Genomic DNA, 15,428 nt, shown 5'->3' with positions numbered 1-15,428 from the left:
TTTCCATCTAACAGTTTAAAATAAGAATCTATTGTAACAAACCACACGGCTTTGCGGTTTAAAATTACTGCAAAAGTCCAAATTAGTTGAGTGATGTCATGAGTCTATATGCAACCCAAGATGAGAAAAAACAAGCAGCAGCCAAAGCTGCTTTAAAGCACTTACCGAAAGGTGGCATTTTAGGCGTAGGTACAGGCAGTACCGTTAACTTTCTCATTGACCTTTTACCTGAACTTCAGTTAGAAGCTGCTGTTGCAAGTTCTGAAGCGACTGCACAGCGTCTAAAGAAATTAGGCATTGAAGTGGTTGATATGAATAGCGTCGGTGGACTGGATGCTTATGTAGATGGCGCAGACGAAATCGACCGTCATATGCACATGATCAAAGGCGGTGGTGCTGCGCTGACACGTGAAAAAATCGTGGCTTCTATCGCGAAAAAATTCGTGTGTATCGTCGATGATTCAAAATGGGTAGAGCAGTTGGGTCGTGATTTTCCGCTTCCAGTTGAAGTGATTCCAATGGCACGTTCAGCAGTTGCACGTAAGCTGGTGGCGCTGGGTGGTGATCCTGCTTACCGTGAAGGTGTAATAACAGATAATGGCAATGTGATTTTGGATGTGCATAACCTGAACATTCTGAGTGCGCTTGAGCTAGAAAAAACCATTAACGACATCCCAGGCGTCGTATGTAACGGTATTTTCGCGATCAACAAAGCAGATATCGCAATTGTTGCGACTAATAATGGTATTGAAGAGCGTACAGCGATTTAAGAAATCCTCCCTGACCCTCCTTTTTCAAAGGAGGGAAAAGTCTTTAATTTGATAAAGCACCTCGAAACTTCTATAAGTTTGAACTTCCCCCTTTATTAAAGGGGGGGTCGAGGGGGATTAGTAAAATAACGATTAAATATAAAAAATGACCCTAAACGACCTGCCCGAAATCCAAATCACCCGAAATGTTCGCTCAACACGTCTCAGACTACGTGTAGAGGGTGATCAAATCCGTTTAACCGCACCTGTATTTTGTAGCAAAAAACAGATTCAGAATTTTATTGACCAAGCGGAAAGCTGGCTACTGAAAACATGGAAATTGCAGCAGGAAAAAAATCAAAGTATTGATAGATCTTTACCAGCAGAATTGCAGCTTTTCAATCAGGCTCAGTCAATCCAGATCATGTATCAAAGTCAGAAGCAGAACTTCCTTTTTGATGCTGAATCATTACAGCTATCAATTAGTGACCGTCATCCTGAAACCTATTTAAAAGCCTTTGCCATTTCTTATGCCAAAGAGCAGCTGCCTGTTTATCTGGACAGAGTAAGCCAGGAAACAGAATTATCATTTAACATTTGTAATGTTCGCCAACCGAAAACACGATGGGGCAGTTGTTCTGCCAAACATGACATCATGCTAAATAGCGGCATCATTCTGTTTCCTGAAAATATTGTGCGTTATTTATGTGTGCATGAACTGGCCCATACCCGGCATTTTGACCATAGTCCTCGTTTTTGGGCGGAAGTGGCAAAGCATGATCCAAGTTATTTAATTCATCGCAAAATTCTGAAAAATACCGTCATGCCATATTGGTGGACAGCTTAAGAATATCTTTAGAGGAACTCGGATAGTATTTATTCACTTCCAAATAGCCTAAGCAATAGACATAATTCTCTTAAAGTTTTTAAAAACACTCAAAATAAAAGGGTAAATAAAAAACCATCAATCCCTAGTGAAACAGTTTAGAAAACCTCAAGTTCCTGTCATACTACAGTCCATAAAGGAAACATCTAGTTTGAGGTAATCATCGTGATTTCAGTGGGTATTGTGGGTGGTACAGGTTATACAGGCGTTGAACTTTTACGTCTATTACTGCGACATCCGAATGTAGAAGTTAAAGCACTGACATCACGTACTGAAGCAGGCCGTCGCGTTGACGATATGTTCCCGAGTCTGCGTGGACATACGGATCTTCAGTTTTCTGACCTCAGCCTTGATCTTTTAAAATCATGTGATGTGGTATTTTTCGCGACACCACATGGGGTTGCCATGAAACATGCTGAAGAACTTGTCGCAGCCAATACCAAGGTAATTGACCTTGCAGCGGATTTCCGTTTGCAAAATCTGGCACAGTTCGAAAAATGGTATGGCATGGAACATGCTTGCCCAGAAGTATTAAAAGATTCTGTTTATGGTTTGTCTGAACTTAATCGTGAACAGATCAAACAGGCGAGTGTAATTGGTAATCCGGGCTGTTATCCAACGACGGTTCAGCTTGGTCTGGCACCAGTTTTAAAAGCGGCAGAAGCTCTGGTAAAACCAGAAAGCATTATTATTGATGCGAAATCAGGTGTATCTGGTGCAGGTCGTAAAGCAAGCCTGGGCATGATCTATTCTGAAAATGCTGATAACTTTAAGGCTTATGGCGTTGCCGGCCACCGTCACCATCCTGAAATCGTAGAAGCACTGGAAAACATTTCAGGTCAAAAAGGCGTGTTTGACCATATCCTGTTTGTGCCGCATCTGGTGCCAATGATTCGTGGGATGTTATCAACGATTTATATCGATTTAACTGAAGCAGGCCAGGCAGCTGACTTGCAGTCACTGTACGAGCAATTCTATGCCAATGAACAGTTTGTTGATGTGATGCCAGCAGGCAGTTCGCCAGAAACCCGTTCGGTACGTGGTGCCAACCAGTTGCGCATCGCACTGTATAAGCCACAACCAGCCAAACTGGTGATTCTGGTGGCTCAAGACAATCTGGTCAAAGGTGCAGCTGGTCAGGCAGTACAGAACATGAACCTGATGTTTGGCTTTGCAGAAAATGCAGGCTTGAATAATATTGGTTTATTACCATAAAAAACGTATTAGAACTTCACACACATTTAGATTTGGATTTAAATGTGTGTCTTGAACAAAGTATACAGAGATCAAAATGCCGAATAATGAGTCAAACATGACGATCCAGGAACCCTCTACAAAGAAACCATTGATGAGAGGCAATACACCTTTGGTAATCGGTGCTGCTGTGTTGATTCTGGGTAGTGGCTTGCTGGGCTATACGGTCGGGCATCGGCAAGGTTTGACTGCGGTAGGTTTTGAGGCGGATGCGGAACAACTGGTTGAAGTAGTACAAAAACAAAAAACCAGTCTGGAAACACTGAATAAATCTCTGAATACAGCGGTTCAGGAACGTGATCTGGCCGTTAGCAATGCCAATGATCTTTATCTGGCTGCGAATAAGGCACGTGATGCCCAGGAGCAGGCTGAAAGCGTTGGTACGATCTACCGCGAGATTTTGCGTCAACGCGGTGGTCTAGCACTGACAGTTCAACATCTGGGGATTAAAGCCTTACCTGATAATGCCTTCGAATACCAGATTGATCTGGTTCAAGTTAGTCCAGGCAAAAATCGCGCTTCTGGTACAGTAGAGTTACGTTTGATTAAGGGCACTGAAATCCTGGTTGTGCCGCTTGAAGATAAAAACTTTAATTTCGACAATTACGAACGTTTAACTGGTCGCTGGACCATGCCTAAAGGCTTTAAACCAGAATTTATTGAAGTGCGCCTCTCAGGGGCTAAGCCTGTGATTCGCCGTTTTAGCTGGGATCAGGGGAAAGCTGTTGAAAGCCAGTCAACAGTCCTGTCAGAGATTCCAAAAACTGAAGCAAATGCAAATTAAGTGTGAAATAGAAATCGTATGCCAAGCAATAAACGTCCAAAATGTTTAAGTGAGATCAAAAATTCTTTTTACGAGTCCGGCATGGTTGATTGGCATATTAGCCCGCGTTTAACAGACGAGCCTTTTCACGATGATGACGCTGATCTTGCAGTTCAGACTGCACCTCCTGAACTGAAGCGTCCACCGATGTATGCAGTGGTATTATTGAATGACGACTACACTCCCATGGAGTTTGTAATTGAAATTTTACAACAATACTTTGCAATGAATCTTGACCAAGCTACACAAGTAATGCTAACTGTACATTATGAAGGAAAAGGTGTAGCTGGGGTCTATCCTCGAGACATTGCGGAAACCAAAGCGAACCAAGTCAATAATTACGCTCGATCTCAAGGTCATCCTTTACTTTGCCAGATTGAGCCGAAAGATTAAGGGGGTTGCATGCTCAGTCGTCAATTAGAAGTATCACTACGTTTGGCTGTCAGCATGGCTCGTCAAAAGAGACATGAGTTCCTGACCGTAGAACATTTATTATTAGCTTTACTCGACAATGATTCTGCCGTGAATGCCTTAAAAGCATGTGGCGCAGATATTATCGTTTTGCGTAAAGAATTAGAAGAGTACGTAGAACAACATACCCCTAAACTCGGTGAAAATAGTGATCAGGCACCTCATCCTACAGAAAGTTTTGACCGGATTTTGCAACGTGCAATTTTCCATGTTCAATCCAGTGGCGGTGATCGTACTGTAGAAGGCGCCGATATTCTGGTTGCGATGTATTCTGAGCGTGATTCTTTTGCGGTTTATCTGCTTAAACGTCATCAGATTAACCGTCTGACTTTAACTCAGTACCTTTCTCATGGTACACGTAAAGACGAAGTACAGTCTGAAGAAGAAATTGAAGAACTGGACGGTGAATCGGCTTCTTCCAATAATTCTGGTCCGCTAGAGTTATATACGACAAACCTGAATCAGGAAGCTCAACGCGGCAAGACAGATCCATTGATTGGTCGTGAGAAAGAAATTGAGCGGGCAGCGCAAATTTTATGCCGCCGTCGTAAAAATAATCCCTTACTTGTCGGTGATCCAGGTGTAGGTAAAACGTCGATTGCTGAAGGTCTGGCTTGGTTAATTGTGAATGGCAAGGCACCTAAGCCGCTGGAAAATGCTGAAATCTATAGCCTAGACATCGGTGCACTGGTGGCGGGAACTAAATACCGTGGTGATTTCGAAAAGCGTTTAAAACAACTATTAAATGCCTTGAAGAAAAAACCAGATGCCGTGCTGTTTATTGATGAAATTCATATGATCATCGGTGCAGGTTCAAGTATGGGCAGCACCATGGATGCATCGAACCTGATCAAACCAGCATTGGCGAACGGATCTTTACGTTGCATCGGTTCAACCACGTTCCAGGAATACCGTCAGGTCTTTGAAAAAGATCATGCCTTGTCACGTCGGTTCCAAAAAATAGATGTGAATGAGCCTTCGATTACAGAAACAATTGATATCTTGCGTGGCCTGAAATCTAAATTTGAAGATTTCCACCATGTACAGTATGACGATCAGGCCCTGGTTTCTGCGGTTGAGCTGTCAGCGAAATTTATTAATGACCGTTTCTTGCCAGATAAAGCGATTGATGTGATTGATGAAGCCGGTGCACAACGTCGTCTGAAAGCTGAGCAAGATGACAGCTTAATTACGGTTGAAAACATCGAAGACATTGTGTCCAAGATTGCCCGTATTCCACCGAAAACCGTATCTAAAGATGATAAGTCTGTGCTAGAAAACCTTGAGCGTGATCTGAAACGTGTGGTCTTCGGCCAAGATGAAGCAATTGAAGCTTTAGCTTCTGCAATCAAACTGTCACGTGCAGGTTTGAAATCGCCTGATAAGCCAGTGGGTAGTTTTGTCTTTGCCGGTCCAACAGGTGTAGGTAAAACTGAAGTCACCAAGCAATTGGCGAAAATTCTGGGTGTAGAGTTAGTACGTTTTGACATGTCCGAATACATGGAACGTCACGCAGTCTCTCGTCTGATCGGTGCACCTCCAGGTTATGTCGGTTTTGACCAAGGTGGTTTGCTGACCGATGCGATTCACAAAAATCCGCATTGTGTATTACTTCTAGATGAGATCGAAAAAGCGCATCCAGATGTATTCAACCTGTTATTACAAATCATGGATCATGGTTCCTTAACGGATAATAATGGTCGCAAATCCGATTTCCGTAATGTGGTACTGGTTTTAACGACTAATATTGGTGCGGAAAGTATTTCTCGTGTCAGCATTGGTTTCATGGAACAGGACAACAGTAATGACAATCAGGAAGCGATGAAGAAAGCCTTCTCGCCAGAATTCCGTAACCGTTTGGACGGTGTAATTCAGTTCAAGGCATTGCCGAATACCATTATTGAAAATGTCGTGGATAAATTCCTGACTGAACTTCAGGCACAACTGGATGAGAAGAAAGTGGTGCTGGAGGTGGATCAAAGCGCACGCGAATGGATGGCTGAAAATGGCTATGACCGTTTGATGGGTGCTCGACCAATGCAGCGTCTGATTCAGGAACATCTGAAAAAACCACTGGCTGAAATGATCCTGTTTGGTGAACTGGCTGAAAATGGTGGTAACGTTTCAGTTTCTGTGAAGAAAGAAAATGGTAAATCTGTCGGTCTGAAACTTGAAGTCTTCGAAGATCAGACTGCTGAACCAGCTTAATCATTGAATAGATCATCATCAGACCCGTGTTCGCACGGGTTTTGTTGTTTTATTTGCCCTTAATTTATGTACTCTTGGTTTAAAGAGTTTCTGATTTAGCGAAATATATGGATATCCAGATTAGCAAGCTTTTAACTACGTTTTTTCTGTTTTTATTAACGGCATTGATGGAAATTTTAGGCTGTTATTTTCCCTACCTGATTTTAAATCAGGCGAAGAGCCAGTGGCTATGGATTCCAACGGCATTAGCCTTAGCTGCGTTCGTCTGGCTTTTGACTTTGCATCCGGCGGCTTCTGGGCGTATTTATGCCGCCTATGGGGGAATCTATATTTTCTCAGCATTGATGTGGCTGAAATTCGTTGATCAGGTCAGCCTTTCACGTTGGGATCTGCTTGGTGGAATAGTAGTGATTCTAGGAGCACTGATTATTATATTACAGCCACAAGGTTTGATTCGTTGATCATCTGGTTATGTTTCCCAATTAGAATTTATTTAAAAACAAAGGCAGCTTTAGCTGCCTTTATTGATTCTAGACAAGATTATTTTACATTACAGTCTTTCTGGGAGAGATCTACATTATAAGTATGCGTTTGGGAGCTGAGACTAAGTTCGATTTTATAAGGATTGACGATCTGATAGCGATGTTCAAAAAAGATCTGGCAGTTATTTAGAAGATTATTACGAATCACCTTAAGGACTTCTTTACGGCCTAAGTCTTTCTCAAACTGGCTAAAGTCGGGTGTGGTGATCATGCCTTTAAGCGTCGTTTTATTGGCTGTAAGTTGTAACTGCTCTATGATTGTATTCTGATCGATCTGTAGCGGTAAAGTCTTGGAATCTTCCGCACTTAGCACGGTAAGCAGCTCGTTCAGCTCAGCTTTTTTCTCAATTTTAAACTTGCTGTCTAGAATGCCTTTTCCTTGGAGATACTGGTCGAATTCAGAAGCATACACCGGTAAAGCAGCACTACTAAAACCTGCCAGGAGTGCCAAAGTCCAATATTTTTTTTGCATTGTATCGCATCACTTTTTATGTCGTTTCAATTCTGATTATAAGAGCTGAAACAAAAAAAGCACCAGAGATTGGTGCTTAATTTGTGAAGATTTTTTTGAAGGAATCAGTCTTTTTTCAGGTTTTCATTCAACAGGAATTCAACCAGTGCTTTTTGTGCATGAAGGCGGTTTTCTGCTTCATCCCAAACCACAGCATTTTTGTGATCCAGCATGTTTTCAGAAATTTCTTCACCACGATGCGCAGGTAAGCAATGCATGAACAGGCAGTCTGGGTGTGCAAGATCCATTAGGCGTTCATTCACCTGATAGTCCGCAAAAGCTTTTTCACGGATTTTCTGTTCTTCTTCCTGGCCCATACTTGCCCAAACGTCAGTGACGATCAGGTCGGCATTAACTGCTGCATCTTCAGCAGTATCGACCAGTTCTACACAGTGTGCGAATTCAGACAGGAACTGTTCTTGAGGCTCATAGCCTTTTGGTGCTGCAACTTTTAACTTGAAGCCCCACATGTGCGCTGCTTCGATATAAGAGTTACACATATTATTACCATCGCCGATCCAGGCAACGGTTTTACCTTCGATTGAACCACGATGTTCCAGATATGTCTGCATGTCAGCAAGTAACTGGCAAGGGTGATGATCATCAGTCAAAGCATTGATCACTGGAACTTTTGAATAAGAAGCAAAGCGTTCTACGATATCGTGACCGAAAGTACGGATCATCACAATATCCAGCATGCTGGAAATCACACGTGCAGAATCTTCAATTGGCTCACCGCGACCCAACTGGGTATCACGTGAAGACAGGAAGATGGCGCTACCACCGAATTGGCTCATGCCTGCTTCAAACGAAACACGCGTACGGGTACTCGATTTTTCGAAAATCATGCCCATGACTTTACCAACAAAGGGTTGGAACACTTCATTATTGTGCTGTTTGCGCTTAAGCTCGATTGCGCGCTGTAAAATCTGGTTCAGTTCTAAAGTTGATAAATCGCGTAAGGTGAGAAAGTGACGGAGAGCCATTCGTTACTCCACAATAATTGCCGAAAACTCGATCAACAATCAGTTGTTGGTTAGTTTAAGAAAAAATACGGAATCGGCTAATATACTATATGAACAGGAAATTGCAAAAAAACTAGACTTTTTGATGACCGTCTAAAAAGCGATCCACGCAATAACTGATGTATTTGTCGATTTCTTGATCATCTTCCTCTATGGTAATTCCCATTAGAATCCGCCATTCCAGATTACGCAAAATGCCAAAATATAACTGGGCAGAATATTGCGGATTTTCACAATACAGCAAACCTTGTTCATGTGCCTGTTCGAGTGCGGTAGCAATGGAACTTTGTACATGTACTGGGCCTCGTTCATGAATATGCTGCGCGAGTTCCGGATTACGCTGACTCTGTTCCAGCACCAGACGCATAAAGGCTGAATTTTCCGGTTGCATGATCTGATGATAAAAATTAAGCAGCGTATGTACCAGATAACTACGAAAATCCAGCGCCATCAGCTCGATCGGAATACTGATATCTTCAAAAAACTTGATACGACGATAATCGCAAATGGCCTTAAACAAGCCTTCTTTGTTGCCAAAGTACTTGTAAATAGAAGCCTTGGAACCGCCTGCATGCTGGACAATATCATCAAGAGAAACTGCATCATAACCATGTTCCAGAAACAGTTCGGTCGCAGAGACCAGCAGCGCAACGCAGCGCTCATGACCACGTTTGGTTTGTGGCAGATCTTTGGCGAGTGGTTCCAGATGAACAAGGTTTTGCATAGAGGATGGTATATCAACAGGTTATATAAACTTGGTAGTTCATCATAACAAATATATCCGCAGATTTCACAATCGGACCGGATGAAGGCGGAATTTATTCAGTGAATCAAGTAAAACTTAAAAGTTTGACTAAAGTTTTAGAGTTTTTATTCTATTGGCTTATAGCATCATGGTTCCAAATCGGTATACTCAAATCTCAATAATTATAGCCAAGACTGTGGAAGGGAAGATGACAGAACAAATGTCTGCAGGTTTAAAGTTTAGACAAGCGCTTGAAGTCGAAAAACCATTACAAATTATGGGCACAGTGAATGCCTATGCTGCCATGATGGCCAAACAGGTCGGTTATAAAGCCATTTATCTCTCTGGTGCCGGTGTTGCCAACTATTCTTACGGTCTACCTGATCTAGGCATGACCAGTCTGGATAATGTTCTGGAAGATGTGCGTCGCATTACTGAACGTGTAGATACACCCTTACTGGTCGATATCGATACAGGCTGGGGCGGTGCATTTAACATCGCACGTAGCATCAAGCAGATGATTGCTGCTGGCGCTGCAGCTGTGCATATCGAAGACCAGGTTGCGCAAAAGCGTTGTGGTCATCGTCCGAATAAGGAAATTGTGACCCAACAGGAAATGGTTGACCGGATCAAGGCGGCAGTCGATGCTAAAACCGATTCAAACTTTGTGGTGATGGCACGTACCGATGCATTACAGAAAGAAGGTCTGCAGGCAGTGATTGACCGCGCTTGTGCCTGTGTTGAAGCAGGTGCAGATGCCATTTTTGCTGAGGCAATGACGGATATTACGATGTATCGCACCGTATGTGATGCAGTCGGTGTGCCGGTTTTGGCCAATATTACCGAATTTGGTGACACACCATATTATACCACTGAAGAACTGGCTGAGCAGGGTATTCGCATGGTACTTTACCCGCTATCAGCCACCCGTGCGATGCAAAAAGCGGCACTGGAAGTGATGCGCTCAGTGCGTGAAAATGGTACACAGGTGCATGTTCTGGATAAAATGCAACCGCGTAAAGAATTATACGAATTTTTAGATTATCACAGCTTTGAAAACACATTAGATAAACTGTTCAAGCAGGAGAATTAAAACAATGGCTGAAGGAAAAGTACTCACTGGCGCAGGATTGCGCGGACAAGTCGCAGGAAAAACTGCACTTTCAACAGTAGGCAAAAGTGGTGCAGGCCTGACCTATCGTGGCTATGACGTACAGGATCTGGCAGAAAACTGTCAGTTTGAAGAAGTCGCTTACCTGATTTTCTTTGGTGAATTACCAACTTCAGAACAGTTGGCAGCCTATAAAGCAAAACTGAAATCTTTGCGTGTACTGCCACAAGCATTGAAAGAAGTACTTGAGCGCATTCCAGCGGACTCACATCCAATGGATGTGATGCGTACTGGCGTATCGATGCTGGGCAACCTTGAAACTGAACAGTCTTTTGATCAGCAACAGGATGTCGCAGACCGTATTCTGGCGACGCTACCAGCAATTATCTGCTATTGGTACCGCTATAGCCATGACGGCGTACGCATTGATGAAAATACCGATGATGATTCAATCGGTGCTCAGTTCCTTCATTTGCTACATGGCAAGAAGCCAAATCAGCTGCATGAGCAGGTGATGAATGTATCCCTGATCCTGTACGCAGAGCATGAATTTAATGCTTCAACCTTCACAGCGCGTGTTTGTGCATCAACTTTGTCTGACCTGCATTCATGTATTACCGGCGCAATTGGTTCACTACGGGGTCCATTACACGGCGGTGCCAACGAAGCGGCAATGGACATGATTGAAAACTGGAAATCTCCAGAAGAAGCAGAGCGCGAAATGCTGGGCATGCTGGAGCGTAAAGAAAAGATCATGGGCTTTGGTCATGCGATCTATAAGGACAATGATCCGCGTAATGGCATTATCAAGCAGTGGTCAGAGAAACTGGCAAAAGATGTGGGCGATACTGTGCTCTACCCAGTATCAGTACGTTGTGAAGAAGTCATGTGGCGCGAGAAAAAACTGTTCTGTAATGCAGACTTTTTCCATGCTTCTGCTTATCACTTTATGGGTATTCCAACCAAACTGTTTACGCCAATCTTCGTGATGTCACGCGTCACAGGTTGGGCAGCGCACGTGATGGAACAACGTGCAGATAACCGGATTATCCGTCCGAGCGCAGATTATACCGGTCCAGAATTGCGTAAAGTGGTTCCAATTGCTGAGCGTACTTCTGCTGCATAAGCCAGAAATATTCTAAACATAAAAAATAAGGTCTCTATGAGGCCTTATTTTTTTTGCTGACTCTTTATTGACGTTAGTTTAACGACTTAATAATGCCGGATCTTCAATGTGATAACCGGTTTCAAATGGGATGCCTAAGTATTTTACCGTCACCAGTATTTTATTCTGTTTCGGAACTTGATAAGTCTGGCTTAATCTTAAATCTGCTTTATAGCTGACTGCTTGTTGAACAGGACTTTTATACTGGCCAGATTGCACCTGATATTGATAAGTCCATTTCGGAACTTTCTGTTTAGGGTCATGCCATGCAGGGGCAGTACCTTTGCTGGTCTTTAATAGCTTGAGCTGAATGTTTTGCTTTTGCAGAGGTACTAATGGAATCAGACGCTTTTTAATTTTGGCAATTTCCTGATCAAACTTATGGCTGTCCTGATCGTAGTCAATCTGCTTGGTTTTTGGATTGATATACAGGGAGTTCACCTGAATTAACTGATTCGGAGTTTTGGATTTAAAATTATAATAATACAGTTGAGGTAGGCGTCCGCGACCATCGAGATAATGGCGCAACAGATAAAGTTTCTGGTCTTTGACTTCATAACCCAAAACTTCAATATTCTGTGGGCCACCAACAGTGGCGAAAGCGGATACAGGAATACCAAGGGCGAGCAAAAGAGCCGCAATTCTTATTTTCATCACTGATCAGGCCTCATTAAAAACGTGCTTTTATGGAAGTAATTTAACTATAAATACAGTAGAAATAATGAAGTTTGATCAGCACTCAATATAAACAGTTTTGGCTTTAGGTGTTGAGTAGATTAATCATGTCATGTGCGATGACGGCTGCCAGTTTATTGAGACGTTCCTGTGGTGTGCCTTTAATATAATACTGGAACTGGTGAGTTTGAAGACCATCATAAACAGCGGCAAAGAAAGTACCTTCCGGCTTATCTGGGGTCGCGCTACCGCCTGGTTTAAGCAAGCCTGTACAAGCAATAATCCAGTCAGCTTCCTGAAACATTTTTTTGCCTGCCTCAGCCAGAGCAACCGTTACAGGCATGGATTCAGCTGAATGGGTACTAATCAGATTCGGAGAAATTCCCAAAACATTAATCTTCACGGACGGATCGTAGCACACTAGACCACCCAGCAAGATTTCAGCACCTTCATTTTTGCAAATTGAAAACTGACTGGTTAAATAGCCAGAACTGGCACTTTCGATAAAAGCAATCTTGATGTTTCTTTGTTCCAGCAGGCCACAACATGTTTTAATCATAATGTCTATTTTGTCTTAGAAGGTAATCTTTATTCAAATGTAGTCCCATTTTGCTTTTGTATCAACTGTGAGATTATTTCTTTATTATGATGAAAGGTAAAATATTTTTGTAATTTTAGTATTCCAAACGTAAGTTTGGCAGTTATTGAACTGATTGCTTAATGCTTGGACAATATTTGAAATTAATGGTTTTAACTTGCTCTAATCAGTGGTAAAAATAAAAATAAAGTGCGTAAGGAAAGTAGGTTGTAAGAATGAAAACCACAGTAAAGTATTCCGTATTAAAAAGTCTAGATTATCAACTGGGTACTCCTTTATTTCAGGAAGAAATTGAGGCAGATGGTCAATATTTTGATCAGATCCCAAGCATCATTCATTACCAGAACTTAAAGTTTAAAGTCAAAAGCAAAGAATTAAAGCGTTTATATCTAGCCGAAGAGCAAGAAGAAAGCCAAACCATTATTGTAAAAGTGGTCGCAATCTAAAAATAACTTATTAAAAATAAGCCTCTTAAAATAAGAGGCTTATTTATTGGATAAAGGTCGTTAAAATAAAATTTGATTAGATTTAATAAAAAAAATCTAATAATAATTTTAAAAGTATAAAGTCAAGGTAAATTGGCAACTTAAAAGGCCTTATTTGTGATTCTATGTAATATATTCTGCTATTTAAAAATGGTTTTTTCGTTTTTATATTTAATGATCTAATTTTTAGAAAATTAGATTAAACATGTATAAGAAATTATAATTTTAAATAATTAATAAAATTCAATATCTTATAAATATAATCATATTTTATATAAGTAGCAAAATGTATTTCTAAATTTTATTTTAAATTTAAGTTTATATACAATTTTTTGATTAAGTTATGACTTTAATTGAAAAATAAAATTTATTAAAGACAGAAGGCTTTCAATATGTGTTCATTCTATTATTAAAAGTAATTTATGTTTCTTATAAATCCAGACTTCAATTACTTAACCTACCTTTTTTTACATTGAATTAATATGTAACAGGTAATAACTTGGCGAATTTTTAAAAATAGGTAGAGTAAATATTAAGTCGAAACCTAATCATCGGCGATTTAAAGCAAATAGTAAGGAGTTACACCATGCCTAATAATCAACAGCAAAATCAGCAAGACCAACAGAATCAACAACAACAGCAACAGCAAGACCAACAACGTCAGCAAAACCAGAATCAAAATCAGCAACAGCCGAACCAGCAGCAACAACAGCCGCAGGGACAGCAAAACCAACAGCGTCAGCAGGGCCAACAGGACCAGCAACGCAATCAGCAACAACAGCAACAGCCACAACAAGATAACCAGCAGCAAAATTTGCGTAATCAATAAGATTAGTTAAAGCTACAGCGTTTATATCTAAGCTGTGTAATCTCTACAAAAAACCGCCTTCTTTAAGGCGGTTTTTTCTTGTTCAGAATAAATCAGCATTGAATATTGGCTTTTACTTTATAAAAATCGAGCGCATTTTTCAGATCTTTCAGTAGTTCCTGCTCATCATATTCTTGTGGCATCAGTTTTATTAGGGCCGGCATATAATAAGTTTTATATTCTTTAGGATAATCCTCACATAAAATATGTGTTCTTTCCTCAAGGCTAATAGTAGAAGAATCTAATTTATCTAAATAAGCACTCAATCGGGCATCGGATTGTTCAAACTGAGCTTTCACTGCCGGATCAGGTTCAGCTGATACATCTGCCTGTTGTTTTTGGCAGCCTGTGATGGCCAATGCCAATAGGGCAATTATGAATAATGATATTTTCATGGCAACAATATATTGTTATCAGTCGTTGGAAAAATTATAAAGAGAAATGAGTGAAAGAGCACCTACCTTTAAACTCATTGACAGCTGAGAAAATAAAAAATGAAAAGGACTTTGATAAAATAAATAAAATATCTACCAATATGTATAAGTTGCATCTCTGCTTTTATGACTCACTTGATTGAATGAAAATCACATGAACCAAAGTTTTTTGTATTTAATTTCATCTAAGTTGATGAAAAATAGTCAATAAAATATAAAACATAACCTATATTCAACATTTGGTAAAAAAGCCTCTATATTTCATATACATATTAGATGCATGACAAGTGGTACTTTATCACCACTACAACAACTCAGATAAAATAATTTAAAATCAGCAAGTTAAAAAGCCCTGCTTAATCCAGATAGTTAAGCAGGGCTCATTTTTTAGATCATAAATATGCCAAAAACTAATGATTCTTCGACATTTATCCTTCACATAAGTTTTCATATACAACATAAAACCTGAAAATACGTTCAAGTGTGAAACATGAATAGATGTTATTTATATATCTCTTTTCATGAAAAGACAGGGTAGAGCTATGATGAGATGTATCTGTGCATTTGGTATGGGTGTCATGGTGGGATGTTGCTTTAAATCTTGCAAAGAAAAAATGTGCCGGATGATGAGCAAGGATCACGGTACCAAAGACCAAGCGCCAAAACATGAAGAGAGTGTACAAATTTAGAGGCTATAGCTTGCCTGTGCAATCGCAGTACAGGTGAGTGATTCAATCGTTTCAAGGTAAATAAATCGTGGAGCTGTAAGCCATTATCTTTAAAGCAACAAAGCTCGATCTATGATCGAGCTGTTCACAGTCAGGAGAAATACATGTTCCAATTTATATGTTGTTTATTTGGTCTTCATGGTGCGACTG

17 protein-coding genes are annotated in these 15,428 nt (G+C 40.8%); 11 read left to right on the top strand and 6 right to left on the bottom strand.

Features of this window, described 5'->3' with window-relative positions; all coding sequences use genetic code 11:
- The first annotated feature begins 98 nt into the window (after positions 1 to 98).
- The 7 genes from rpiA (at position 99) to AC4MCC_RS08150 (ending at position 6,852) form a co-directional block, all read left to right on the top strand.
- On the top strand, positions 99 to 770 hold the full coding sequence (rpiA, locus tag AC4MCC_RS08180) for a ribose-5-phosphate isomerase RpiA (RefSeq protein WP_491880872.1): 672 nt from the start codon (positions 99 to 101) through the stop codon (positions 768 to 770).
- 145 nt (positions 771 to 915) lie between these two features.
- Complete coding sequence (locus AC4MCC_RS08175; RefSeq protein ID WP_491875865.1) at positions 916 to 1,596, top strand: M48 family metallopeptidase; 681 nt, start codon at positions 916 to 918, stop codon at positions 1,594 to 1,596.
- A 198-nt stretch (positions 1,597 to 1,794) separates the two neighbouring features.
- Positions 1,795 to 2,850 carry an N-acetyl-gamma-glutamyl-phosphate reductase gene (gene argC / locus AC4MCC_RS08170; RefSeq protein WP_419365327.1) on the top strand — a complete coding sequence of 352 codons (1,056 nt, stop codon included), beginning with the start codon at positions 1,795 to 1,797 and terminating at the stop codon, positions 2,848 to 2,850.
- Positions 2,851 to 2,926: 76 nt separating this feature from the next.
- Entirely contained in the window at positions 2,927 to 3,673 is a 747-nt protein-coding gene (locus AC4MCC_RS08165; protein WP_419365274.1) for a DUF6776 family protein, read from the top strand.
- Positions 3,674 to 3,691: 18 nt separating this feature from the next.
- Entirely contained in the window at positions 3,692 to 4,105 is a 414-nt protein-coding gene (gene clpS / locus AC4MCC_RS08160; RefSeq protein WP_034170359.1) for an ATP-dependent Clp protease adapter ClpS, read from the top strand.
- A 9-nt stretch (positions 4,106 to 4,114) separates the two neighbouring features.
- Positions 4,115 to 6,391, top strand: a complete 2,277-nt coding sequence (gene clpA / locus AC4MCC_RS08155) for an ATP-dependent Clp protease ATP-binding subunit ClpA (protein WP_034702512.1) — start codon at positions 4,115 to 4,117, stop codon at positions 6,389 to 6,391.
- A 107-nt stretch (positions 6,392 to 6,498) separates the two neighbouring features.
- Positions 6,499 to 6,852: a YnfA family protein gene (locus tag AC4MCC_RS08150; RefSeq protein WP_491875864.1), complete on the top strand. Its 354-nt coding sequence runs from the start codon at positions 6,499 to 6,501 to the stop codon at positions 6,850 to 6,852.
- Between the two features lie 79 nt (positions 6,853 to 6,931).
- Here the strand turns inward: AC4MCC_RS08150 and AC4MCC_RS08145 are convergent, their stop codons facing one another.
- The 3 genes from AC4MCC_RS08145 to AC4MCC_RS08135 form a co-directional block, all read right to left on the bottom strand.
- Positions 6,932 to 7,405, bottom strand: coding sequence for a hypothetical protein (locus AC4MCC_RS08145; protein ID WP_179992341.1), 474 nt, complete (start codon positions 7,403 to 7,405; stop codon positions 6,932 to 6,934).
- A gap of 104 nt (positions 7,406 to 7,509) precedes the next feature.
- Positions 7,510 to 8,430 carry an ornithine carbamoyltransferase gene (argF, locus tag AC4MCC_RS08140; protein ID WP_004786004.1) on the bottom strand — a complete coding sequence of 307 codons (921 nt, stop codon included), beginning with the start codon at positions 8,428 to 8,430 and terminating at the stop codon, positions 7,510 to 7,512.
- 112 nt (positions 8,431 to 8,542) lie between these two features.
- Positions 8,543 to 9,193, bottom strand: coding sequence for a TetR/AcrR family transcriptional regulator (locus AC4MCC_RS08135; protein ID WP_491875863.1), 651 nt, complete (start codon positions 9,191 to 9,193; stop codon positions 8,543 to 8,545).
- A gap of 229 nt (positions 9,194 to 9,422) precedes the next feature.
- Between AC4MCC_RS08135 and prpB the strand changes: the two genes are divergently transcribed.
- Both prpB and prpC read left to right on the top strand, forming a co-directional pair.
- Positions 9,423 to 10,307, top strand: a complete 885-nt coding sequence (gene prpB, locus AC4MCC_RS08130) for a methylisocitrate lyase (RefSeq protein WP_004785998.1) — start codon at positions 9,423 to 9,425, stop codon at positions 10,305 to 10,307.
- A 4-nt stretch (positions 10,308 to 10,311) separates the two neighbouring features.
- Positions 10,312 to 11,451: a bifunctional 2-methylcitrate synthase/citrate synthase gene (gene prpC / locus AC4MCC_RS08125; RefSeq protein WP_005235399.1), complete on the top strand. Its 1,140-nt coding sequence runs from the start codon at positions 10,312 to 10,314 to the stop codon at positions 11,449 to 11,451.
- Positions 11,452 to 11,529: 78 nt separating this feature from the next.
- On the opposite strand, the gene AC4MCC_RS08120 is transcribed toward prpC, so the two are convergent.
- Together AC4MCC_RS08120 and AC4MCC_RS08115 are read right to left on the bottom strand one after the other, a co-directional pair.
- Positions 11,530 to 12,144, bottom strand: coding sequence for an aminotransferase (locus AC4MCC_RS08120; protein WP_419365325.1), 615 nt, complete (start codon positions 12,142 to 12,144; stop codon positions 11,530 to 11,532).
- Between the two features lie 106 nt (positions 12,145 to 12,250).
- On the bottom strand, positions 12,251 to 12,724 hold the full coding sequence (locus AC4MCC_RS08115) for a CinA family protein (protein WP_034702490.1): 474 nt from the start codon (positions 12,722 to 12,724) through the stop codon (positions 12,251 to 12,253).
- A 254-nt stretch (positions 12,725 to 12,978) separates the two neighbouring features.
- Between AC4MCC_RS08115 and AC4MCC_RS08110 the strand changes: the two genes are divergently transcribed.
- Together AC4MCC_RS08110 and AC4MCC_RS08105 are read left to right on the top strand one after the other, a co-directional pair.
- Positions 12,979 to 13,209 (top strand): hypothetical protein, encoded by a 231-nt coding sequence (locus AC4MCC_RS08110; protein WP_034702487.1) that lies wholly within the window; start codon positions 12,979 to 12,981, stop codon positions 13,207 to 13,209.
- 625 nt (positions 13,210 to 13,834) lie between these two features.
- The gene (locus AC4MCC_RS08105; RefSeq protein ID WP_419365262.1) at positions 13,835 to 14,077 is read left to right on the top strand and encodes a hypothetical protein; all 243 of its coding nucleotides are present in this window, start codon (positions 13,835 to 13,837) and stop codon (positions 14,075 to 14,077) included.
- A gap of 92 nt (positions 14,078 to 14,169) precedes the next feature.
- Here the strand turns inward: AC4MCC_RS08105 and AC4MCC_RS08100 are convergent, their stop codons facing one another.
- Positions 14,170 to 14,511, bottom strand: coding sequence for a hypothetical protein (locus AC4MCC_RS08100; protein WP_180015517.1), 342 nt, complete (start codon positions 14,509 to 14,511; stop codon positions 14,170 to 14,172).
- Positions 14,512 to 15,428: the final 917 nt, after the last annotated feature.

The organism is Acinetobacter sp. CAU_H_56, assembly GCF_058599425.1.
The sequence above is the reverse complement of the archived record's forward strand: the minus strand, read 5'-3'. Positions and strand labels throughout refer to the sequence as shown.